Genomic DNA, 23,306 nt, shown 5'->3' with positions numbered 1-23,306 from the left:
TAAAAGAGTCATAAGTTCTGGCAGTGCTTATTCGTCTATCCGTTTTATTATTCGTTTTGGCTTTTCCAAAAAGCTACGCTTCCGATTGCGCGGATAAGTTGTCCCTAAAAATCGGCATTGGCTCTAGCTGGCCGCCTTTTGTTATGTATGGCACTCGTCCTTATGGCATAGACGTAGATATCACTAGAGCAGTGTTTGAGCGCGCCGGGTTTTGTATCGAGTTTATTCAACTTCCTTCATCAGCACGTGGGATCACCGAGCTTGAGAAGGGCTTAATTGATGTCCTACCATCCGCAAGTTTTAGTGTTGATAGAGCAAAAATCGCTTACTTCTCGTCGCCATATCGGCGTGAAAAAATGCGTTTGTTTGCTAACAAGGAAATAGATCTCGATAGCAACTTAATCGAGTTATTTTCTGCAGGCTATACATTTACGGCTAATCCCGGAGCCTACTACGGTGAGGAAGTGAAGCAAATAAAAAAAATCGATTGGTATGACAAGCGGTTGTTTGAAATCGCGAGCTTGGACAGGCGAATAGAAATGGTGGCTAAAAACCGCGTCGATTTTCTGATTGAAGATGAAGACGCAGGCTACTACTATATCAACAAGCTAGGCTATCAAAGCATTCAGCTACACCCTTATGTAGTTAACGATAACGCTATTCATTTTATGCTTGGACGTCATGCATTTAAGCGTAGTGACATTGAGCGGGTCAATGAAGCAATTACCAATTTAAATGGCACAATAGCGAATATCTCAGAAAAATATAGAAAAGATTCAGGATGACTCAACAGCAGCAACTCCTTCAAACATTACAAAGCACATTTGGACATACGACACTTCGCCCGGGACAATCGGAAGTCATAGAATCTATACTGCAAGGCCAAAGTGCAATCGCTATTTTTGCAACTGGTGCAGGCAAGTCGTTGTGTTATCAGTTACCAGCAATCATGAAGCAAGGGGTGTGCGTAGTCGTTTCACCGCTATTGGCATTGATGCATGAACAACGAGATTACCTACAAAGTAAAGGGGTTGCGACGGCTTGTCTTGATAGTACTCAAAATAAAGAGGAAACATTACGCATAGAAAATGCGGTGCGAAACAATGCTCTTAAAGTCCTCTTTATATCTGTCGAGCGGCTGAATAGCCAAAAGGCTCGGACTCTATTATCACAAAGCAATATCTCTTTTCTTGTCATTGATGAAGCGCATTGTATTTCTGAGTGGGGACATAATTTCAGGCCAGATTACCTAAAAGTGGCTAAATATCGATATGAACTTGGTGTCAACCAAGTGCTATTACTCACCGCGACAGCAACAAATAAAGTTGCACGCGATATGGCAGATAAATTCGATGTATCCGATCAAAATATCATTAGAACGGGCTTTTACCGTAAGAACCTATTCTTAAGTGCGGCGCATATTAGCGAATCTCAGAAAGACGAATATCTACTCGCCTTTTTGAAAAAAGCAAAAGGCGCAGGTATCGTTTATGTCACGCAGCAAAAACAAGCTGAAGAAGTAGCAAAAATGATAACCGCTTGTGGCTTTCCTGCAGAAGCCTTTCATGCATCATTGCAGAGTGAGAAAAAGGCCCAAATTCAAGCTGACTTTCTAGCGAAAGCTAATCTTATCGTTGTAGCGACTATTGCGTTTGGTATGGGTGTAGACAAACCCGATGTTCGCTGGGTACTACATTATGATATGCCAAAATCTATTGAGGGATATAGTCAAGAAGTCGGTAGGGCTGGCAGGGATGGCGAAAATGCACATTGCGTTGCTTTAATTAATAATGAAAAAATTGCCACATTAGAGAACTTCGTTTATGCCAGTGCATTAGAGCGAGAGTCATTAACGCTGCTTTTTAACGAACTTTTCGGTGAGCCAGCTACAGATTATCACCTCAACGAATACGAACTTGCCTACAAAACCAATATTAATCAATTGGTATTAAAAACACTTATTGTCCAACTCGAACTGCAAGGTTACTTACGGGTAAACTACAGCTACTTTGCGGAGCTAAGTATCGCATTTACTCAAGACAAAGATAAAATATTAGCCAGGTACTCGCCGGAACGGCAACTGTTTTTGTCTCAGCTATTCTCATGTTTTGAATTCAAAAAGAAATGGGGATTACTTTCACATCAAGCATTAGATGGGTACAACATCTCCCTTACTAAAGCGCAAGAAGTCGTTGAGTATTTGCAAAATCAACAACTGATTGACGTAAAAGTCGCTAAATATACTTCGGTTTATTCAAAGCCTGTCCAACAAGTTAACATTAATGAACTGGTTGAGTCTTTCTACCAGCAATCACAAATTAAAGAGCAAGGCGAACTTGCACGGCTAAGACATTTACTCAAATTTTTCCAGCTGACTTCCTGTTACCACAAAGCGCTCGCCAGTTATTTCGGCGATATGCACGCACCAGAGCAATGTGGCCATTGTGGGGTCTGCAGCGGTAAGCATTTGATCGTCAATGCACAAGAGAGCCACGGATTAGATATTGAAACAACAAGAAATATTTTAAGAGACGCTTCACAGTTTGCGTCGCAACGCGGCGTTAATTTTTCTACTCACCTCAAAACATTGTTTTTACTAGGCTTAAATTGCCCCTATTTTACTAAATATAAATTCAGACAACTTGAAGGATTTGGCAGTTTATCCGGAGTAAAGTATGAAAAGGCAAGAGCATTGATCATGGAGCGCGCTTTATAGATGAAAGCAGATATTATTAAACTCGCCACGATCGCGGAAAAAAAGACCAAATATATACTCGGACTAATGAGCGGTACCTCATTAGATGGGTTAGATATTGCGTTATGTAAAATTGAAGGTGCCGGGAAACATACACAGCTAACGGTTGAGCGATTTACCACAATAGAATATAACCCTTCGCAAAAGCAGCTTCTCAGTGATCATGCGTCTAGATCTCAGGTAAATCTTAAGACGTTGTGTCAATTAAATGCGTGGCTCGGCGAGTTGTACGCAAGTCTAATCAATAATATTTTGGCAGAGTGGCAAGTTGCAGCCGACACTGTTGATTTAATAGCGAGTCATGGACAAACACTTTACCATTGTCCGAAACAAGCCTTTGCTGACTTTGAAAAATTAAATAGCACCTTGCAAATCGTTGATGCTGATATTATTGCGACAAAAACGAACATCATCACCATCGCAGACTTTAGACAAAAGCATATCGCCAAGGGATATGAAGGAGCGCCTCTCGTGCAATATGGTGACTACCTGTTATATTCGAGCACGAGTATCGATAGGGTTTTGCTCAATATTGGCGGTATTTCAAACCTTACTTATTTACCAAAAAACTGTACACTTACGCAGAGTATAAGTAGTGACATTGGTCCTGGAAACACATTAGTAGACCAATATTGCCGCCACGTATTGGGACTGCCATTCGATGAAAATGGTGAGATTGCGTCAAGTGGCAAAATTCAATTGCCATTTCTCGAAGCTTTACTGTCGCACCAATTCTTTGAGATGCCACTTCCAAAATCAACTGGACAAGAGTTATTTAATCAAACCTTTGTGCATCACGCATTGGATGGAAAAGATTATAATCATGAAGATATCATCACGACACTGACTGAATTCACAGCTATCACTGTCGCAAATGCGGTGAATGAGCTTGGTACAACTGAATTAGAGCTATATATTAGCGGAGGTGGTATTCATAATGTATTTTTAATGGAGCGAATTGAAAGCCATTTGAGTAACCATGTTTTACTCAAGGACTTTTTACAACTGGGAGTAAACCCCGACGCCAAAGAAGCCGCTTTGTTTGCGCTACTTGCGAATGAAACCGTTTCAGGTGATAGTAATGCACTGCCTTTTTCTATGGGTAAGATTTCATTACCAGCATAGTCGCTAAAAAACGGATAATACTGCGCTCACTGCCGAGTTAAAAATACGTTTGAAGCCAGTAGTCTGAGTTTTGACAAGCTCAGATACTGGCTCGCTTACGGTAATTCTCTCATTCAAAATGATATCAAACTCAGCTGCATTCTTTAAATAATCGTGGAGCCCCACTAGGTTCAATTGCATAAAGTAGGGACCAGCATCAAGCGATTGCTTTACTTTGATTTCTACAATCTTAGTGAGATAAGACTCCGGATCTACCACCAAAGAGACCTCGCACTTTGCATTCCGCTCGTCGTGCTTTGTAAGTACAACGTTAACTCGGTCATCAATACGTGCATCGATTGGCAACTCAATTACCAAAGAAAGTCCTTGCTCACCTGGTTGCAGACTAAGCTTCTCATAGGGCTGAACAGCACGGTACTGTCCCCTCATAGAACTTGTGATCTGTGCTGCATTAAAACTAAAAATACCAGGTTTGCTACTCATTACTTTCTTTCGTTATTTACAAGACAATGTTAATTATCTCAAAGCTAGATTACAGAATTATGACTTACCAACCAAAGACTAAAAAAGTCAAAGCTCGGCAATACCGAGCTTTAAACGCACTTTTTAGTTAAATTTATCGTACTGCGAGCATAATAAGTCCTGGAAATACAAAGAATGAACCTAAGACATATGCTAAAGCCGCAGGTTTATTTTTAGCCCCAATTTCTGCTAACTTCTCAGCCAGATGTAGAGGAATTTCTCTAAGCAGCGGTAAGCCATAAATAAACGCAACAGCAAAAATGTTAAACATAACATGCACAAGCGCAATAGTTAATGCTACTTCTGCAGCGGGGCCTGTGATAGATGTAGCCGCTAATAATGCGGTAATTGTAGTGCCTATATTCGCACCTAAGGTAAATGGATATATCTGACGAGTGGTAAATACGCCGCTTCCAGCAAGCGGGATCATCAAACTAGTTGTAGTCGATGATGACTGTACCATTACCGTAACTACAGCACCCGAACCAATACCAACAAATGGACCTCGGCCAATAGCACTGTGTAGTAACTCTTTAGCCTTACCGACCAATGCCTTTTTCAGTAACTTGCCTAAATAGGTTACGGCGAACAAAATCATCATGATCCCGATAACGACCATAGCAACACCTGCAGCAGTGGAGTCTAAAAAGCTAACGCCATCTTTAACAACGCCAACCGCTGGCTTGACCAACGGCTTAATAAAATTATAACTTTTTAAGGATAAATCGGCGTCACCTACAAAAACGTGGGCCAATCCCGATGCTAACTTCTCAAAAATACCAAACATGATTTCGAGCGGTAGAAAAATAGCGACGGCTAATAAATTAAAGAAGTCATGTACGGTGGATGCGGCAAACGCTCTTCTAAACTCTTCTTTACTGCGAATGTGACCGATTGAAACAAGCGTATTGGTAATAGTCGTACCAATGTTTGCCCCCATTACCATAGGAATTGCAATGTTTATTGGTAATCCACCAGCCACAAGACCAACAATAACTGAGGTCACCGTTGATGAGGACTGCACCAGTGCAGTAGCTAAAGCTCCCAAAAGTAGGGCCACAATTGGATTAGTTGCAAATGCAAAGATTTCTTTCGCGCCTTCACTTCCACCTGAAGCCAACTTAAAACCGCCACTCACAGTTCCCACTGCGACTAAGACTAAGTAAACAAGTAGTATGATAGACAGCCAGTTTAAAAGTTTAGCTGATCCCGAGGTCTGAGATTGATTAACCATAGTTTCGCTCTTAGATTAAGTAATGTTCTTTCATTACATTTTTATTTCAGTCGCGCATTTAACCACTCTATTGTTACAGTTATATTTCAGTTTCATGTAACTCGTCACGGCTGCTTACTTTCTCATCGTATTTTCATAAACAGTTTCTCGATACAGCAGTAATATCTTGTTTTTTCTACTTATTAACGTAGGCATGCGTTTACATTTGTTTACTTCTTCAAATTTGATCCACATTTGCTTCACTATTTAAAAGTAGGATTTACCTATAATTATTGTGCCGTATATGACTATGCTTAGACTTTTTTCACTGTTACTAATTCTTGCCGCCATGGCAGTCAGTGCGGCTGACTTTACGTCAAATGCCAAGTATAGAGTAAGTACACCACTAACAATTTATTTTGATAAGGTCGATAAAGCACAACTATCTTCAATCTTGGTCTTAGGTCCAGATGAAGCGGAAGCTGTATTGGACAAACTTAATCAGCAGAGACCAGAGCATGAAAACAAGCGATATCAATGGGCAGTGATCACACCCGATATGCTATTACCAATGGAGAGAAATTATATTGCGTTTGGTTTTGGCAGACTACCTTGGCTAAATATTGCCTTGATAAAAGACAATGAGGTCTCATTTTTAACACAACATACACTAAATACAACGTTTGCAGAAAGAGAAGTGCAAGCACCTCAACTATATGTCCCAGTATCAAAAGAGGATTTAGCTGGGGCTAGTTTAATAGTTAGATATCAGACTTTTGCGAATGCACCGGCTGATCTAAGATTGATTAATGACAATGAACTTAATAGCAATGTCCTCACTAGCACGCTAATGAACGCGGCACTAAGTGGGATAATAGCAGCAGTGTTTATCATCGTACTTGTCAATTTTTACTTCAATGCAAACACCACAAACGCTTATTATTGTATATGGACATTGTTATTCTTACTTATTGTTTTAGACATGTCGGGGTTCACGTTTCAGTATTTTTGGCCTTTACACGGTAAGTTTGCGACCTTGTTTTCAGCATGTCTGATGACCTTTGTGCCTGTATTTCATCTTCTTTTCATTAGACAGTTTTTGCAACTAAAGCGTAGAAACGAAACTTTACATTTTTTATATAATGGATTTTTAACAGCTTATTTGCTGCTAATCCCAATCGCAATCTATTCAAAATCAGTTCACTATAATCTGGTATTAAGCTTGAGTATTATTCCGCTATTTCTTTATACCAGCTATTGGTCTTTAAAACAGCGTGCTCCTGGCTCTGTAACTTTTTCCCTCAGCCTGCTAAATCATGTTATTTTTGTAAATTTCATTGCTATCGGTGGGACTATGTATACGGGTTTTATCAATGTTCTTCATATCTCAAGCGCGATTAAATTTGGCTACCTAATCGAGGTTATGTTGTTCACATTAGCGCTCGCACAACAGAATAAGTCAGCCCAAAACAATCTATTATCAACACTACAAACTCAAGTCAACGCATTGGCCAATACTGTACAAAGTGAAAAACAGTTTAACCATGAAAATCAGCAGGCATTAGAAAAGAAAGAGCAACGCCTATTCACAGATCTGTCTCATGAGCTTCGCACTCCTTTGACTGTGATGAAAGTACAAGTTGAATCTTTGCAATACAATATTGTTGAAAATGTGCAGGAAAGCTACAGCAAACTTATGGATAAAATTGACGAGCTCAATCACTTTATAAATCAATTGATGCTCGTTACAGATCACGAAAAATTAGCAACAATGCTTAACCTTCGAGACTTCACAATCTGTAAATTGGTAAATCAAGTGCACACTCAGGCCGCGACTTTATTTAAAGATAACAAAGAACGGCTAGAAGTTAATTATCAAATATCTGGTACGGAAAAGATAACCATAGACCTAGACGCAATAACCAACTGCATTCTTGAGATTTTAGGAAATGCCATTAAGCATGGTGGAGATAAGGTCCAAGTCAAGATGAGCTTCTTCAGCGTAGACAGCAACTTAATCATACGCATTGAGGACTCAGGCACTCCTTTATCTTATGAAGCGCACCAACAGCTATTCGACCCGCTTTACAAATCACAATCTGCTAGAACCAATTCGGGAAAATCCAAGGGTATGGGCCTTGCGATGTGCAAAAAAGTGGTAGAAGCCCACAGCGGACAAATTGAATCCTTTAATAGCCTATTAGGCGGGTTGAACATGGAGATCAAGCTGCCATTAACTAAAACCCCTGCTTTCAGCTGATATACAAAAATATGTATTCGCGTTCACAATTTAATTTTTCGTCGCGGTATTAGCTTAAGCCAAAACGCAATTTCAAGTGCCACCCCCAATATTACAAATATGAACATCCCGGTTTGGCTGCTATAACTATAAGCAGCTATCGCCCCAATGAGTAAAGCCAGTAAAATGGCGATTCTGTGAAGTGTCTTCATCTTACATCCTTTTCTATGGTGCCTTAGCTTAATGCACTAATTCATTTTCTGCCAAATACCAATTCTACAACTCACCTGAGATTGCTATTTGGTTACGGCCATTACGCTTGGGCAAAATAAAGCGCTTGATCAGCCGAGGAGAGTAATTCTTTACCATTATAAGGTAGCTTAGTTTGAGTATGTAATCCTGCACTTAATGTTATCTCAATACAATAACTTTCGCTTATCAATGGACTAGCCTCACATGCCATTCAGATCTTCTCTGAAAGATCACAAGCCTGCGGACCCAAACACCAAAGATTACGATATAAAAATAGTACTTTAATCATAGTCAGCCATAAATAGTTCGCCAATTTTGAATTACATTCAACTATCCTATAGAATGCGCCGCTTGTTTGATGTGATCGATTCCTCAGTCACAAATCAAATAGGATGCAAAAAAGCGTAATGAAGGGGCGAAGTAATGAGCTTTTGGCAAGAAAAAACTCTCGAAGAAATGACTAGAGATGAGTGGGAAGCGATTTGTGATGGCTGTGGTAAATGCTGTTTACACTCTTTTATCGACAGCGATGAAGAAGATGAATCATTCGAGAGCACTGACTTTTTACGCGAAGGTGAAGAGTTACTCTACACCGATGTTGTCTGCCAATATAACGATAAAAATAGCTGTGGCTGTAGCCGCTACAGCGAAAGGCAAGTTCTAGTACCGTCTTGCGTACAGCTAACCAAAGAAAACCTTAAAGATATCTTTTTTATGCCAAACAGTTGTAGTTATCGACGACTTCATGAGGGCAGGGGACTGGCAAGCTGGCATCCACTTAAAAACAACGGGTCCAAACAGGCCATGATAGATGCGGGCATTAGTATTTTTGGTAAGGCGACCTCTGAGCTGGAGGTAGATTTAGAATCTGATTTTGAAGCGCATATTGTAGAGTGGCCCCACAACGACAGCGACTGAAGAAGCAAGTCCTAGGATAAATGCCTTGCGAGAGAGCGTGCATCTATCCTAGAAAAAGTATTCTATTCGCCAATATCGCCTTTAGACGGCAAAGCGGCAAATGCTCCAAAGCGTTGAACGGCAAACGCTCCACATTTCGCAGCATACGTGACTAAATCTTTCGCCTCATCCAGTGAGATGGCAAACTCAGCATCTCGGGTAGGTTTAAACTTTCGAATGATTTCAGCAAGTAACCCTCCGACAAACGCATCTCCCGCTGCCGTGGTATCCACTGCGACAACATTTGGCACAGTGACTTTAGCACTAACATTTGGCAGATAAACCTCAACAGGGTTTGCACCGTCGGTTATTAGTAACAATTGAGTTTGCTTATCCATAATTGCGGCTATGGTTTGCGCTTCTGTTTTACCTGCATGGCTATTTGCGTTCAGATATTCCAATTCTTCGCGAGAAAGTTTAATAACATCACTTAGCGCGATACAATGCCAAACTCTATCAAGAATATGCGCAGTCGAACTCCACAGGTTCAACCTGAGGTTCATATCAAAACTAACAAGCATGTTATTTGCGCGCGCGCGCTCAAGCGCATAAACCGTAGTTTTATAAATATTTTCTTCAGTAAGACTGTTACTGCATATATGTAATACAGAATGCGCTGTAAACATATCATCAGAAAAATGTGTTTGCCTGAACAACAAATCCGCCGCTGGTGGTCGATAAAAACTAAAGCTTCTTTCACCTTGCTCATCAAGAGAGACAAATGCTAATGCCGTTTTAGCTTTATCTGTATACTCAAGGTAACGAGTATTTACGCCATTGGCCTGTAGCTCCTCAGCTAAAAACTGGCCGAACATATCATTGCCTAACATGCCGCAAAAATACGCATTAACGCCTTGCTTTGCCGCAGCAACCGCCACGTTTGCAGGCGCCCCGCCTGCAAATTTAGTAAAAGATTCTGGTGTTTTTCCATCCGATAAAAAATCAATCAACGCCTCACCAAAACAAACAAGTGCCATATTATTCGCCTTTTAACTTCATTGAACGTAGTACTTCGTAACACGCGCCCATAGTGTGATAATCGGTCTTGCCCGCCGGGCTTTTTTCATCGCTATACTTTTCATTTTTATTATTCAAAATACGATACCAAGCACCGTATTCATGGTCGACGAAGTTATCCCAAGCATATTGCCAAATTCTGTCGTACCACTGCCAGTAACTTTCATCACCGGTTTCAAGTGCTAGTAGCGCCGCAGCAGCGAAAGACTCAGCTTGAACCCAAAAGTATTTGTCATCGTCACAAATCGACTTATCCGGTGCAAAACCATAGCAAATTCCACCAAATTCACTATCCCAAGCTGCTTTTAATGACTCATCAAACAAGTGAACGGCTTTTTCCACAAGCCATGGCTTTGGCATGTAGCGGTTAATCAACAATAATAATTTTGACCACTCAGTTTGATGACCGGGCTGAAATCCCCAAGGTCTGAATAAGTGTTTGGGATCGTCTTTATTATACTCAAGGTCGACTTGCCATTGACTATCATAGTGCTCCCAAATCAGCCCTTCAGCCTTAGCAGCTTGACGATTAACCATATTGTCGGCAAGCTCATATGCACGCTGTAAAAACTTTTCATCCTGTGTTGCTTCAAAGCAAGCTATTAGCGCTTCACAGGTATGCATATTGGCATTTTGCCCACGGTACTTATCTGCCTGGTTAAAATCTGCATCGAATTCGTCTTTATAAAGCCCAAACTCTGGCTCAAAGTATTTCTCTTCTAATAGCTGCCATACTCGCTCAATTACAGACTTACTTTCTGATAAGCCCACCTTCAACGCACTAGCATGAGCTAATAAAACAAAGGCGAGGCCATAACAATGGTTGGTGCCATCTACAACATTTCCATTTTCAAGTAACCACGCATAGCCGCCATTTTCTTGCCTATGAACGGTTTCTAAATAATCGATACCATGCCTAACCTTGTCTAAGTCAGCTGGCTCTTTAAAATAATCGTAAGCCATAGCATAGTTAAAGACAAAGCGTGTACTTGATACTAAGTGACGCGTGTTCGCATCATAAACCTCGCCATTATCCTTGAAGAAGTGATTAAAGCCACCACGTTCATCCACGCAATTTGGTGCGTAAAAGCTGAGCGTCTTTTTAATGTGTGCTTCTAAAAATTGCGTTGTTCTAAAATTCATCTAACTTTTAACCTACTGCTGAACATTTTCGTTACTTTAGCAGATAAAACATGGAACGATCCAATAAAACATTTGTGATTTTCATGTAACAGTGTGTAGAATCAAGGTGAAAACAGATTGGAGTATCACTTGTGAGCGAAATAAATACAAATCAAACCTTCGTCACAAGCGGGAATACCGAGAATAATAATTATCGACTTCCGCTTATTGCAATGACAACGCTTTTTTTCCTTTGGGGATTTATCACCGTTTTAAACGATGTCCTCATCCCACGTCTAAAAGGCGTATTTGACCTTAATTACACAGAAGCCATGCTGATCCAGTTTTGCTTTTTTAGTGCCTACTTTATTATTTCTTTACCTGCTGGATATTTAGTTAAACGTTTTGGCTATAAAAATGGGGTACTAACTGGCTTAATCGTGGCATCGATTGGCTGCATCATGTTTTACCCTGCTGTTGTTGTTCACGAATATTGGATCTTTCTCTCAGCCCTTTTTGTGCTTGCATCTGGCATCACTGTTTTGCAAGTATCAGCGAATCCTTATGTTGCAGCACTCGGCCATCCTCGCACCGCATCAAGTCGTTTAAACCTTGCGCAAGCGCTTAATTCACTGGGTACCACTATTGGCCCTATCGTGGGTGGTTTTTTATTGTTTGGCTCAGCCGGTACGCTAACCGTGGAAGCTGCGGCAAGCGCAGAGGGTGTAAAGGTACCTTATCTTATTTTGGCTGCTGCGCTACTTACAATCGCTGTAGTATTCGCGTTTTTAAAGTTGCCCGTCATTGCTGAGCATACTGAAGCTGTTGATTGTAAAGCGAAACACCATAACCTAGTTGAGGCTCCTCACCTAGTAATGGGTGTGGTAGCCATTTTCTGTTACGTAGGTGCAGAAGTTGCGATTGGCAGTTTCCTTGTAAATTACTTTGCAGAGCCTGAAATAGCAGGGCTTGAAGAGCATGCCGCAGCTAAGCTTATCGGTTACTACTGGGGTGGTGCTATGGTAGGGCGCTTTATCGGCTCAGCAGCCTTAAAGACTATTGCACCTTCAAAAGCAGTGGCTTTCAACTCAGTTGTGATTATTTTATTACTGGCATTGACCATAAGCACAAGTGGCAACATAGCGATGATTGCCGTGCTCGCGATTGGCTTGTTTAACTCAATCATGTTCCCGACAATCTTCTCAATGGCAATTGAAGGCTTGAGTTCATTAACCAGTAAAGGTTCAGGCTGGCTGTGTTTAGCTATTGTCGGTGGTGCTATAGTGCCGCTCGTTCAAGGCGTGGTTGCAGATAAATTCCATATTCAGATCAGCTTTATTGTGCCATTGCTTTGTTATGTTTACATCGCATGGTATGGGTTAAACGTGGTTAAGCTGGCGCAAAAGTGGCAAGCAAAACTGAATTAAGTTAACGAAAGTTTACAAGGCGAGCATAGCTCGCCTTTTTTATTGCATAATTTTTTCGTCGCATAGTATTGAATACGTATTCATAAAGGGTATTATAAAATAAAATTGGAACGCTCCAATTCAAAACAAAAACTAGGAGAGAGTAATGCGAGCTAAAACTTGGGCGTTGGCAATCACACAAAGTGTGTTGTTAAGCGCAACAGTTCACGCCACTGAGTCAAATACACAGTGGGTCGATACCTTCATTGGTACTGGCGGTGATGGCCACACCTTCCCAGGCGCGGTCGTCCCATTTGGTATGGTGCAATTAAGCCCAGATACAGATAACCCTATGCGCGGCGTTTCCCCTCAACCAGAAATCTACAAGCGCTGCGCCGGTTACCACTACGATGACCATACTATTGTTGGTTTCTCCCACACGCATTTCTCTGGTACTGGTCACTCAGATCTTGGCGACTTGCTGATCATGCCAATGACTGGCGAAGTAAAACTCGATGCTGGTACCGCTGAAAATCCAGACATAGGGTATCGCTCGCGCTTTTCTCATGACCAAGAGTGGTCAGAACCTGGCTATTACGGCGTTGAGTTACTCGACTATGATGTGAAGGCTGAAGTCACCGCAACCACTCGAGTGGGTATGCATAAATACAGCTTCAACAAAGCAAAACAAGGTCATGTATTGCTTGATTTGACCTCAGCTATCTACAACTTTGAGAACAAAGTGATTTGGAGCGACATACGCAAAATAAATGACACCACATTGGTTGCTTACCGTGCAACTAATGGCTGGGCGCGTAACCGCCAAATGTATTTTGCCATCGAGTTTTCAAAACCTATCACTGACTATCAGTTTTATAATCTAGACAATAATCGTTATCGTTGTATGAATTGCTTAGGAAAAGACAGCAAACACTCTACGATTGAGAATACCGCAGTAAAAATGACAGCAGGTAAAGCAGTTAAGTTTGTTGCAAGCTTTGATGATCTAGACGAAACGCCGCTATTAGTTAAGGTTGGACTTTCCGCAGTTAGCCGCAAAAATGCATTAGAGAATCTTCAAACTGAAGTACCAAATTGGGATTTTGATACCGTTCGCGCTAATGCGAAATCTCAGTGGGCAAATTATTTAGATAAAGTCGACGTGGAAGGCACCAAAGCGCAAAAACGTCAGTTCTACACTGCGCTTTACCATGCGCTACAAGCGCCTAATATCTACCAAGATGTAAATGGACAGTATCGAGGCGTTGACGGTGAAATTCATGACGGCAAAGGTTTCGAGCACTATACTTTATTCTCGTTGTGGGATACCTATCGTGCATTACATCCATTGCTCACTTATATCGACCCAGACCGCGTATCCGGCATGATCCAATCTATGCTGGTACATTATCAGCAAAGCTATGAAAAAATGTTACCTATTTGGTCGTTCCATGCCCACGAGACATGGACCATGATTGGTTATCATGCGGTTTCAGTCATTGCTGATGCATACCTAAAAGGGATCAGAGATTACGATATTGATTTAGCAGTAGAAGCAATTGAAAACACGGCTAATAACCCAGTGTATGACGCCATTCCAGAATACAAGAAATTTGGCTATGTACCAATGGACGTACTTCCTGAGTCTATTTCTATCACACTTGAATATGCTTACGATGATTTTGCCATTGCAAGAATGTACGAAGCGATGGGCAATACCAGCAAAGCGAAAGACTATTATCGCCGTGCAATGAGCTATAAAAATGTGTTCAATAAAGAAACCGGTTACATGCAAGGGTTAGATTCAAAAGGAAACTGGGATCCGGAATTTGACCCGTTTGAAGCAAAATACATGGGCCCTTATACGGAAGGTAACGCTAAGCAATATAGCTTCTATGTACCGCACGATGTTGCCGGCCTGATTGAATTAATGGGTGGTGATGATGCATTTGAAGCGCGTCTAGATGCACTGTTTGATACCCACCTTTCTGAAGAGATGATCAAAGAGCACGAAGATATTGCAGGTCTGATTGGTAACTATGCCCATGGTAATGAACCAAGCCATCATATTGCCTATCTATATAACTACGCGGGTAAGCCGTGGAGAACCCAAGAGCGCATTCGTCAGATCATGGATACCTTAAGCTCAGACAAACCGGATGGCCTTGCAGGCAATGACGATGTAGGTCAGATGTCTGCGTGGTATATATTCTCAGCGATGGGCTTTTATCCTGTTGCGCCAGGCGACCTAAGCTACGCGATTGGTGCGCCTCAGGTGCCTGAAGTTACGTTGAAACTTGCAAACGGTAAAGCGTTTAGAACCGTTGCGAAAGATTTCAGTAACGAGAATAAATACATAAAATCCATTAAATTAAATGGTAAACCACTTAATCGCAGTTATATCACACATAACGATATCATGAGTGGCGGTACATTGGAGTATCAAATGTCTAACAAGCCTAATAAGGCATGGGGTCAATCCAAGACGCAGAGACCGCCTTCATTGTCGGAGTATAAATAATGGTTAAAGCAGGAATATTTCTTGCGGCTATCACCAACTTTGCAAGTGTGCCGTCCGCACTTGCAAATGACGCCGATAGTGCCGCAGCGCGATTAAAACCGATCGCGTTTCAGTCAGATTTAGCATGGCGTCAATTTCCCCTGCCTGCCGTCTCGCTCAGTAAAACAACTAAAATTAACCATTTCGCATGGCAAGAAATTGATAATAAAGTAATAGAGCAAATAAGTTATAACGTGGCTAGATTGCTGTATAAGGAGATGGAAAGCGCGCCTAAACTACCTACACTTCATATTGTCTTTGAAGACCTAAAAGGAGTTGCATATAAAGAGGGCGATTTTAACGGTGCAACTATCCATATTAGTGCGAATTACATGGAAAACTTTTCTAAATCGCACAGCGAAACAGAATCCGTCGATGAACTCATCGGTATTCTCTATCATGAAATTGCCCATGCTTATCAGCTAGATGATCATAACTACAAGGAAATAGGGCCAATTATTGAGGGAATAGCAGATGTTGTCAGGCTAAAAGCGGGGTATATTGCAGATGACACCCAAAGGCCTGGAGGCACCTATAAAGATGGCTATAAGAATACTGCTTTCTTTATTAATTGGTTATCAAAACAAAGTAAACGGGACCTGCTTCAGGAAATCAATGCCCAGCTAGACCCACATGATGATATAAAGTGGAATTGGCAATACTTCGAGCAATCAGCAGGTGTTAAATTAGATACTGCTTGGCGACATTATCAAGCGTCGTTACTTTAACGCAAGGTGAGCGTAGTCTCACCTTTATTTAACATTCACTCTAAACCTCTCTCATTTCCTGCCGATAATCAAAGACAAACCTTTGAGTTTTTGATAAAAATAGTTACAAAGGAATCCAGTTCCTAAATCTATTAATAACAATCGGCCAACAAGTTTATTGTTTGGCTGAAGAAAAGAACAAGTTCAACAGGATCATGATGTTTAAAGCGCTAAAGTTCACCACCAAAGTAACCGTAGCAGCCTCCCTTGTATTAGTGATTGTGCTCGGCTTATTTACCGTAAACAACTTTCTCGTTATGCGAGACCAAACTCAAGCTCGGCTTACCTTGGTTTTGCAAGAGATTTCCAATTCGGTATCACAAAATATCGCCAATTGGCTCAATGACAGACTTGAAATCGTGGTGTCAATTGCTGAAGGACATAGAGCTGATGATTCTACTGAACAGATACGAAGACGATTAAAAACCGCAGACACTGCGGGGGATTTCAAAAACGTTTTTATTGGCACGCCAGATGGTACATTTGTGTTGGACGATCCAAGTATCCAACTTCCTGCTGATTTTGATGCTACTAGCCGCCCTTGGTATAAACTCGCTGAGCAAAAACAAGATACCGCATTTACCGCACCTTATATCGACGTTACCACCAACGAATTCACTATTTCTGCCGTTGTACCGGTAAAACAAGGAGGCCGTTTCGCCGGTGTGGCTGGGGGCGACATAGACATGTCAACCATCACAGAAATTATCAACGAAATTGACTTTTTAGGGTTTGGTTACGGTTTTTTACTTGATGAAAGCGGTAAAATACTCAGTCATCCAGATACTAAACTGAATGACAAGCCGATGTCAGAGCTGTTTGGTAAACGCCTGTCATTAAACCGGGATTTCACGGAGCTTGAAATTGATGGCACAGAAAAGCTTGTTTCGTTTGTAAAAATGAAAGGCATTAAAAATGTCGACTGGTATCTTGGCGTTGTTATTAATAAAGAAATTGCCTATTCGTCCGTATCTTCTTTTAGAAATATGGCTGCTATCTATATGCTACTTGGCGTGATTGCGATTGTGGTGATGCTACAACTATTACTCAAGTATCTGATGCGCCCGATGTACAATCTCAACGCAGCCATCAAAGACATCGCCCAAGGTGAAGGTGACCTTACTCGTAGATTAGTCGTAGAGAACCAAGATGAATTTGGCGAGTTATCCGATTATTTCAACCAGTTTATCGATAAAATTCATGCCTCAATTACGCAGGTAAAAAATACCACAGTGACACTTGAAAACGCAGTGAATAGCTTGGTTGCACAAACGCAAGATACCTTATCTATGTATACCGATCAGTCCAAGCGCACCGATAGTGTCGCGACAGCCATCAACGAGCTTTCTTCAAGTGCACAAGAGATCTCAAACAATGCAACCCATGCTTCAGAACTTGCCAGTAACGCCAACAAGCTTTCTGTTGAAAGCCAACATTCACTCACTCAAAATATCGAAGAAATCGCTTCACTGACACAAAAAATGTCTCAAGCACAAGACACGCTGGACGGGTTAGATAAACTCTCAGGTAGCATAGGGCAAGTACTTGAAGTGATTAAAGGAGTTAGTGAGCAAACCAACCTACTGGCATTAAATGCAGCCATTGAAGCAGCTAGGGCAGGTGAGGCTGGTCGCGGATTCGCTGTCGTTGCCGATGAAGTAAGGCAATTGGCGCAGCGCACACAAGAATCAACGCAAGAAATCGAAAGCACGATTGCACAGCTGCAGCAAGGCTCGGCTTCAGCTGTGGCCGTAATGAAAGCAAGCTTAGAAGACTCAGCAAGAAGCGCAGATAGAGCCAATACGTCAGGTACAAAAATGCAAGAAGTGAGCAATTCGATTGATGCCATAGATGGTGTAAACCACGCAGTGGCGAGTGCAACAAATGAACAAAACGCAGTTATTCAATCACTTGATAGCGACATTCACCATATTAGTGACCTAAGTCTGCAAGGCAGCAATAACCTAACCGCAACCCTTGAAGAGTGTAAGTCATTGAAACTACAGTTCGACGAATTAGAACAAATGGTGCTCAAGTTTAGAGTATAATGCCAATCCAACAATACTTAAAAGCCGCTTAACAAAAGCGGCTTTTTTGTGATCCTTTTATGACACAAAAAACCCGCAACATCTCATTAACCAACAAAATCCAATTAAAACCAGTAAGTTAATTGATAAATGTAATTTAAATGACAGCTGTCATATTTGTGTATCAGTTGCGCAACATGGTTGTCATTTTTCGTAATTAGACTGCACCCAGTTTTTAAGCAACTAGCAATAATTTATAAGGTGTATGCGATGAAGTGCGTTAACCACTTGCTTATAGCAGGTATGCTAGCAACGGCCTCTGCCGGAGCAACAGAATTAAATCAAGCGATGGGCAAAAGTGCAGCTATCAATGAATCTGCATTAAAATCTCAAGGGAAAATCGATGGTATTGCAGACGATATGCAGTCTCGTTTGCAAAAGTTCAAGACATTGAATAAAGAAATCGATGGCTTATCGGTTTACAACGCTCAATTAGAAAAACAAATCAAAAACCAACTTGAAGAAATGACGGCAATTAACACCTCTATGGATCAAGTTTCGGTGATCGAGCGTCAAATCACACCTCTCATGATGCGCATGATCACTGGTCTGAAGCAGTTCGTTGAATTAGATGTGCCATTCCTTCCTAAAGAGCGTGCTGAGCGTATTACTCAGTTAACTAACTTGATGGATCGTGCTGATATCTCATCAAGCGAAAAGTTCCGCCGCGTACTTGAAGCTTACCAAGTTGAAGTTGACTACGGCCGTACTATCGAAGCTTATACCTCATTACTTGACGTGAATGGGCAAGAACGCGAAGTAGACTTCCTACGCATTGGTCGCCTTGAGCTGCTTTATGTCACAAAAGATGGCAGCCAAGCTGGTTTTTGGAACAAAGACAGTAACGCTTTTGACGTATTACCAGATACCAACATCAGCCAAATCAATAAAGGCATTCGCATCGCACGTAAGCAGTTAGCACCAGACATGTTAACGCTTCCAGTTCAGGCTGCAGAGTAATAGGTGACACCACTATGAAATTCGTACAAAAATTCACTAAACACGCTATTTTCGCAACAACCCTTGCGTTAACCGCATCTGTGCATGCTGAACAAGCATTAGATTTAGATTCACTACTTAAAACCTTAGAGCAAGGTCAAACGGCACAAACAGCGCAAAACAAACAACGTGAAGCCGAGTTCAAAGCGCAGCAAAACAACCAAATCCAAATGTTGAATGCGTTAACGGGTGAACGTAACCAAGCGTTGGCAAAATCAGAGCGTCTAGAAACCAATTTCGAAGAAAACGAAATTAAACTGGCAAACCTAAGTGACACTCTCAGCAAGCGTATGGGTACATTAAAAGAGCTATTCGGTGTGCTTCAACAGGTAGCTGGCGATAGTTCAAATAAGTTCGCAACTTCAGTTGTATCAGCTGAAATTAAAGGTCGTGATGATTACATGACTGAGCTTGCGAAAAAGATGGGCTCAACATCACGTCTAGCATCAATCGAAGACATTGAAAAAGTCTGGTTTGAGATGCAACGTGAAATGACAGAGCAAGGTAAAGTGTCACGCTTTAATACCGAAGTTATCGTAGCCGGTGGTGCCAAGCAAAATAAAGAAGTGCTTCGCGTCGGTGCATTCAACTTAATCGCTGATGGTAAATACCTGACTTACAACAACGACACACAAACTCTCTCTGAACTGACTCGTCAGCCAGCGTCTCGTTTCACCTCAACAGCGGATGAATTACAAAATGCGAAGACAGGTTCTGTCGATTTTGCCCTTGACCCAACAGGCGGTTCAATTCTCGGTCTACTAGTACAAGCACCAAATACCGAAGAACAAGTACACCAAGGTGGCGCAGTAGGTTATGTGATCCTAGGTGTTGGTTTACTGGCACTACTTATTGCAATCGAGCGTTTTGTATCGCTCATGTTGATGGGCTCTAAAATTAATCGCCAGCTTAAAGATAGCGTTGCGCGTGACGACAACCCATTAGGCCGTGTGATGAAAGTGAAAGAGCAATATCCAGATGTGGCTTATGACACGCTAGAACTTAAGTTAAGCGAAGCAATCCTTCGAGAGATGCCAAAGATCACACGTAACCTAACTTTAATCAAAATTATTTCAGTCGTAGCACCGCTACTTGGTCTACTAGGTACAGTGACCGGTATGATCAACACCTTCCAAGCAATCACCTTGTTTGGCACGGGCGACCCTAAACTCATGGCTGGTGGTATTTCTCAGGCCCTTGTAACCACCGTACTCGGTCTGGTTGTCGCTATCCCAACCGTATTCCTTTACACACTACTAAACACACGTTCTCGTAACTTGCTCCTTATTCTTCAAGAGCAGAGCGCGGGGATCATTGCAGAGCGTAGCGAGAAAGGAGCGTAATCGTGGTTTTATTGCTTGATGCAATTAACGCTTTACGTGAATTCCTTGATACGGGTGGCCAGGTTCTCCTGGTCATCGGCTTCGTAACCTTCGCCATGTGGCTACTTATTCTCGAGCGCTTCATGTTTGTGTTCGGTAAATACAGAGGCTACAAAAACGAAGTCTTACAAGCTTGGAACTCTCGAAATGAGCGTAACAGTTGGAACGCAGAGCAGATAAGACAAGCGACTATCTCTCGTGTGGGGATCAAACTCAATGCCAACTTGCCTTATATCAATGTCATGGTGGCACTGTGTCCTTTACTAGGGCTCCTAGGTACGGTAACCGGCATGATTGAAGTATTTGATGTCATGGCGATCACCGGGTCAGGCAGTGCACGTTCGATGGCATCTGGGGTATCAAAAGCAACTATCCCAACAATGGCAGGTATGGTTGGCGCGCTTTCGGGTGTATTTGCATCGACCTACCTGCAGCGTAAAGCCAAGCGTGAAGTTGAGTTGTTAGAAGATAAAATGCTACTAGACCACTAATCGGTCGTGTGAGGAAAGAATTATGAGAGCACCACTTGCAAAAGTATTCCAAGAAGAAGAAGCAGAAGAAATTAACATGACACCAATGCTGGACGTTGTATTTATCATGCTTATCTTCTTTATTGTAACGGCCTCTTTCGTTAAAGAAGCGGGTATTGATGTTAACCGCCCAGAAGCGGCCACCGCAGTGAAAAAGCAAAGAGCAAATATCTTGGTTGCAATTTCAGATACTGGTGAAATTTGGATTAACAAACGCCAAGTAGACATCCGTGCAGTTCAAGCAAACATTGAGCGTCTTAAAGCGGAAAATCCACAGGGTAGCGTGGTTATTCAAGCTGATAAAAAGGCAACTACTGACACGCTAATTAAAGTAATGGATGCATCACGCGCAGCTGGCGCATTTGATGTTTCAATTGCAGCACAGGAGTCATAGGAACATACCATGCGTTACTTAATTGCTTTAGTAATTGCAGGCATAGTTACCTTTTTCCTTTTCTTGGGTATGCAAGCGCTTATCCAAGGAGGGGAAGGAGCAATGACAGATCCTGTAAAAGGACAAGTACTAGATTTCGTCCGTCTTAAAAAAGAGGAAACGGTGGAGAAAAAAGAGCGTAAGCCACAAAAACCACCGACACCAAAAGAGCCGCCTCCACCAATGGATGCACCACAAACACAGAACAACAATCTTGACGCAACAGGCGGCAACTTTGATTTCAGTGCCAATGTGGACGCTGACGTAGATTTGGCGGGTGGTTTGGCACTTGAGTCCAGTGATGGTGAATATCTACCAATCGTTAAAGTTGCGCCGGTATATCCAAGACGTGCGTTATCACGCGGAATTGAGGGCTATGTGATTGTTGAGTTCATTGTAACTAAGCAAGGCACTGTGAGAAACCCTGTTGTAGTAAGTGCCGAACCGGAATCAATTTTTGATCAAGCAGCGCTTGATGCGGCATTGAAATTTAAATACAAACCTCGCGTAGTAAACGGTGAACCGGTTGAAGTGGCGGGTGTTCAGAATAAGATTTCATTTCAAATTAATGGCTAATTGTCATTAAGGATTGCGATTATGAAAATGTTTAAAAAAATTACTTTATTAAGTGCATTATTTAGCACAGGGCTAATAATGCCAAGTCTCATTTCAGTCTTACCAAATGTTAATTTGGCAACGGCTTATGCTGACTCAGAAACGAAAACCAAGCGAGTGCCTGCATTACGCGAAAAAGTGTATAGCCAACTAGCTCGCGCACAAAAACTCGCAGACGATGGTCAAGTAACTGAAGGCTTAGCAGCACTTGATTCAGTCAAAGAGCGTTCATCAAGCATGAACAGTTATGAAATAGCCATGATGTATAACTTCTATGGTTTTATTTATTACAACGAAAATAAGCTAGACAAGGCCATCGAATCCTTCAAAGCAGTTATTGCTGAAGAATCTATTCCTGAGTCCCTGCGTCTTTCTACGACATTTAGTTTGGCTCAATTGGCCATGGCAAATAATGATTTTGAAAGTACATTATCATTCCTTGAACAGTGGAAAGAAGTTAATACGCAGGCCCCAAAAAGCAACTTTTATATTTTAAAAGCGCAAGCACAATATCAACTAAAAAAATATAATGACGCGATAAAAAATATAAATACTGCAATTAATTTAGTTGAAGCCGACGGTGAACTACCAAAAGAAAACTGGCTAGTTCTTCAGCGTGCGATATATTATTCATTAAATCAGCCAGAAAAGGTAGCGGATGTTTTAGAGAAAATGGTTACCCTCTATGACAAACCACAATACTGGATCCAACTTGGTGGTATGTACGGTGAGATAGGTGCCGAGAAAAAACAGCTTGCAACATTTGAAACTGCGAAGCAAAGGGGCTTTATAAAATCAAAGTCGGATTATATGCAGCTTGCTCAAGTTTATTTAATGAACGCCTTGCCTTTTAAAGCAGCGGAAGCACTCGATAACGGAATAAAAGCAGGTGTCGTTGAAGACAGCGCCAAAAACCTAACTTTTATTGCAGAAGCGTTCGTTCAAGCAAGAGAAGATAAAAAGTCACTACCTTTCTTCCTAGCAGCAACTGAAAAAGTTGAACATGGCAATTTAGATCAGAGACTTGCAGAGATCTACTTAAATCTTGAAAAGTATGATGAAGCCGCAGATCACGCCCGACTTGCTCTCAATAAAGGCGATTTAACGTTTGAGTCTAACGCCTATGTTGCACTTGGAATGGCACAGTTTAACCTGCAAAACTTTGATGCTTCTATATTGGCATTCGAACAAGCTGAAAAGCACAAAAAATCGGCAAATCTTGCTAAACAATGGATTAAATATGTGAAGCGAGAAAAAGTTCATGCTGAAACATTAAAACAAGCTCTATTATAATATTTTATAATCGCAACACCAAAGCCGCCTTC

General features: G+C 41.6%; 19 protein-coding genes. 15 read left to right on the top strand and 4 right to left on the bottom strand.

The genetic code is table 11. The annotated features are described in order from the left end of the window. Positions 1–23 precede the first annotated feature (23 nt). From CWC29_RS19285 to CWC29_RS19275, 3 genes are read left to right on the top strand one after another with little or no spacing between them, the layout of a single operon-like run. Positions 24–785, top strand: a complete 762-nt coding sequence (locus tag CWC29_RS19285) for a substrate-binding periplasmic protein (RefSeq protein ID WP_128727073.1) — start codon at positions 24–26, stop codon at positions 783–785. Continuing rightward, on the top strand, positions 782–2,716 hold the full coding sequence (locus tag CWC29_RS19280; RefSeq protein ID WP_138523628.1) for a RecQ family ATP-dependent DNA helicase: 1,935 nt from the start codon (positions 782–784) through the stop codon (positions 2,714–2,716). The genes CWC29_RS19285 and CWC29_RS19280 overlap by 4 nt, the downstream gene beginning before the upstream one ends. Next, positions 2,717–3,880, top strand: a complete 1,164-nt coding sequence (locus CWC29_RS19275; RefSeq protein ID WP_128727075.1) for an anhydro-N-acetylmuramic acid kinase — start codon at positions 2,717–2,719, stop codon at positions 3,878–3,880. Between the two features lie 3 nt (positions 3,881–3,883). Here CWC29_RS19275 and CWC29_RS19270 read toward each other — a convergent pair whose 3' ends face one another. Together CWC29_RS19270 and CWC29_RS19265 are read right to left on the bottom strand one after the other, a co-directional pair. Further along, positions 3,884–4,363 (bottom strand): hypothetical protein, encoded by a 480-nt coding sequence (locus tag CWC29_RS19270; protein ID WP_128727076.1) that lies wholly within the window; start codon positions 4,361–4,363, stop codon positions 3,884–3,886. 133 nt (positions 4,364–4,496) lie between these two features. Further along, positions 4,497–5,636, bottom strand: a complete 1,140-nt coding sequence (locus CWC29_RS19265) for a Na/Pi symporter (RefSeq protein WP_128727077.1) — start codon at positions 5,634–5,636, stop codon at positions 4,497–4,499. A 283-nt stretch (positions 5,637–5,919) separates the two neighbouring features. Here CWC29_RS19265 and CWC29_RS19260 point away from each other — a divergent pair, with 283 nt between their 5' ends. Both CWC29_RS19260 and CWC29_RS19250 read left to right on the top strand, forming a co-directional pair. Beyond that, the gene (locus tag CWC29_RS19260) at positions 5,920–7,875 is read left to right on the top strand and encodes a sensor histidine kinase (RefSeq protein WP_235956692.1); all 1,956 of its coding nucleotides are present in this window, start codon (positions 5,920–5,922) and stop codon (positions 7,873–7,875) included. Between the two features lie 654 nt (positions 7,876–8,529). Continuing rightward, positions 8,530–9,024 carry a YcgN family cysteine cluster protein gene (locus CWC29_RS19250; protein ID WP_095726518.1) on the top strand — a complete coding sequence of 165 codons (495 nt, stop codon included), beginning with the start codon at positions 8,530–8,532 and terminating at the stop codon, positions 9,022–9,024. Between the two features lie 62 nt (positions 9,025–9,086). Here CWC29_RS19250 and CWC29_RS19245 read toward each other — a convergent pair whose 3' ends face one another. Next, the gene (locus CWC29_RS19245; protein WP_128727079.1) at positions 9,087–10,040 is read right to left on the bottom strand and encodes a carbohydrate kinase family protein; all 954 of its coding nucleotides are present in this window, start codon (positions 10,038–10,040) and stop codon (positions 9,087–9,089) included. Between the two features lies 1 nt (position 10,041). Beyond that, complete coding sequence (locus CWC29_RS19240; protein WP_138523630.1) at positions 10,042–11,223, bottom strand: AGE family epimerase/isomerase; 1,182 nt, start codon at positions 11,221–11,223, stop codon at positions 10,042–10,044. 131 nt (positions 11,224–11,354) lie between these two features. Here CWC29_RS19240 and CWC29_RS19235 point away from each other — a divergent pair, with 131 nt between their 5' ends. From CWC29_RS19235 to CWC29_RS19190, 10 genes are all read left to right on the top strand, one after another. Next, positions 11,355–12,629 (top strand): sugar MFS transporter, encoded by a 1,275-nt coding sequence (locus CWC29_RS19235; protein ID WP_128727081.1) that lies wholly within the window; start codon positions 11,355–11,357, stop codon positions 12,627–12,629. Between the two features lie 145 nt (positions 12,630–12,774). After that, the gene (locus CWC29_RS19230) at positions 12,775–15,129 is read left to right on the top strand and encodes a GH92 family glycosyl hydrolase (RefSeq protein ID WP_128727082.1); all 2,355 of its coding nucleotides are present in this window, start codon (positions 12,775–12,777) and stop codon (positions 15,127–15,129) included. Continuing rightward, positions 15,129–15,896 carry a basic secretory protein-like protein gene (locus CWC29_RS19225; RefSeq protein ID WP_128727083.1) on the top strand — a complete coding sequence of 256 codons (768 nt, stop codon included), beginning with the start codon at positions 15,129–15,131 and terminating at the stop codon, positions 15,894–15,896. The genes CWC29_RS19230 and CWC29_RS19225 overlap by 1 nt, the downstream gene beginning before the upstream one ends. Before the next feature lie 197 nt (positions 15,897–16,093). Further along, entirely contained in the window at positions 16,094–17,983 is a 1,890-nt protein-coding gene (locus tag CWC29_RS19220) for a methyl-accepting chemotaxis protein (protein ID WP_128727140.1), read from the top strand. 249 nt (positions 17,984–18,232) lie between these two features. After that, positions 18,233–18,982: a DUF3450 domain-containing protein gene (locus CWC29_RS19215; RefSeq protein WP_138523632.1), complete on the top strand. Its 750-nt coding sequence runs from the start codon at positions 18,233–18,235 to the stop codon at positions 18,980–18,982. A gap of 14 nt (positions 18,983–18,996) precedes the next feature. After that, positions 18,997–20,364 (top strand): MotA/TolQ/ExbB proton channel family protein, encoded by a 1,368-nt coding sequence (locus CWC29_RS19210; protein ID WP_128727085.1) that lies wholly within the window; start codon positions 18,997–18,999, stop codon positions 20,362–20,364. A 2-nt stretch (positions 20,365–20,366) separates the two neighbouring features. Then, on the top strand, positions 20,367–20,894 hold the full coding sequence (locus tag CWC29_RS19205) for a MotA/TolQ/ExbB proton channel family protein (protein ID WP_010378705.1): 528 nt from the start codon (positions 20,367–20,369) through the stop codon (positions 20,892–20,894). Between the two features lie 22 nt (positions 20,895–20,916). Then, positions 20,917–21,327: an ExbD/TolR family protein gene (locus CWC29_RS19200; RefSeq protein ID WP_010378708.1), complete on the top strand. Its 411-nt coding sequence runs from the start codon at positions 20,917–20,919 to the stop codon at positions 21,325–21,327. Between the two features lie 9 nt (positions 21,328–21,336). Next, positions 21,337–21,942 (top strand): energy transducer TonB, encoded by a 606-nt coding sequence (locus CWC29_RS19195; protein ID WP_010378710.1) that lies wholly within the window; start codon positions 21,337–21,339, stop codon positions 21,940–21,942. A gap of 21 nt (positions 21,943–21,963) precedes the next feature. Beyond that, positions 21,964–23,274: a tetratricopeptide repeat protein gene (locus CWC29_RS19190; RefSeq protein ID WP_128727088.1), complete on the top strand. Its 1,311-nt coding sequence runs from the start codon at positions 21,964–21,966 to the stop codon at positions 23,272–23,274. The last annotated feature ends 32 nt before the right edge of the window (positions 23,275–23,306 follow it).

The sequence above is a fragment of the Pseudoalteromonas galatheae genome, from assembly GCF_005886105.2.
In the GTDB taxonomy this organism is placed as follows: domain Bacteria; phylum Pseudomonadota; class Gammaproteobacteria; order Enterobacterales; family Alteromonadaceae; genus Pseudoalteromonas; species Pseudoalteromonas galatheae.
This window is presented reverse-complemented; position numbering and strand designations above follow the sequence as displayed.